The organism is Cupriavidus sp. WS, assembly GCF_000395345.1.
GTDB classification, from domain to species: domain Bacteria; phylum Pseudomonadota; class Gammaproteobacteria; order Burkholderiales; family Burkholderiaceae; genus Cupriavidus; species Cupriavidus basilensis_B.
This window is the reverse complement of the sequence record NZ_AQPL01000736.1, coordinates 1-794: the sequence shown is the minus strand read 5'-3', so window position 1 is coordinate 794 and position 794 is coordinate 1. Positions and strand designations below refer to the sequence as shown.

The following is a 794-nucleotide window of genomic DNA, read 5'->3' as shown; positions in this document are numbered from 1 at the left end:
GCGGAGGCGTCGTCGTGGCCGGGACTGATGCTGCCGGGGCATCGCCACCGCTGCCGCATCCCGTTAGGGTAAGAGCGGTTGCCATGGCCGCGACGGAAGTGAGGAATCGATAAACGACTTGCACGGTGATCTTGTTCTTGGGAAGGAATGCAAACGCCGGCGGGAGCCGGCGTTCGGGCTGCGATTACTTATGACGGCAGCTTGCACTGAAGCACTACGACACCCGAGACATCCCCGCTCGATGGCGTCGCGATGGAGTAGCCAATAGCGAGATAGGGGCTGTTTTGCGAGCTTCCGAGGACCTGAATGTGCTGGGCAACTCCATTGGAAATGGTTACCCCGCTCAATATCGTGAATGGCACCGCAGCCGTTGCATGTGCGTCTGAGCCGATTCCGATATCAAGCGAGAACGAGTCCAAGGTCGGGCCACCCAAAGAAATGGTAGCGGTAGCCGAGTTCAGCTTTCCGGGTGCAAAGTTCCCAGAAACGCTGGTCGGAGAGGTTGCTGCGACATTGGAGCACGTCAGCTTTGGGCCAATGGAAAGATCAGGTTGGAGCGTACGGTCGGCGATCAATGTTAGTGGCTTTCCCACTGCATAGTGCGCGCCTTGGTTGGCCGAAATGCTGCCGATACTGTTCGAGCCGTCCGTCCACCTGCCGATGGCGAAGTCGCCGTTGCCGGCGACGTCGACGATCTTGCCGCCGCTGAGCGCGATGAGGCTGTTCACGTCGATGCCGAGCTGCTGGAACGCGCCTTCGGCGGTTGCCTTTTGGAACTGCGCCGGGAATGCGTT

At 59.8% G+C, this 794-nt stretch carries 1 protein-coding gene; it reads right to left on the bottom strand.

Annotated features, from left to right (window positions below; translation table 11 throughout):
* Window positions 1–188 precede the first annotated feature (188 nt).
* A partial coding sequence (locus K206_RS44145) for a hypothetical protein (RefSeq protein WP_196812987.1) occupies window positions 189–794 on the bottom strand: 606 nt, incomplete at its 5' end.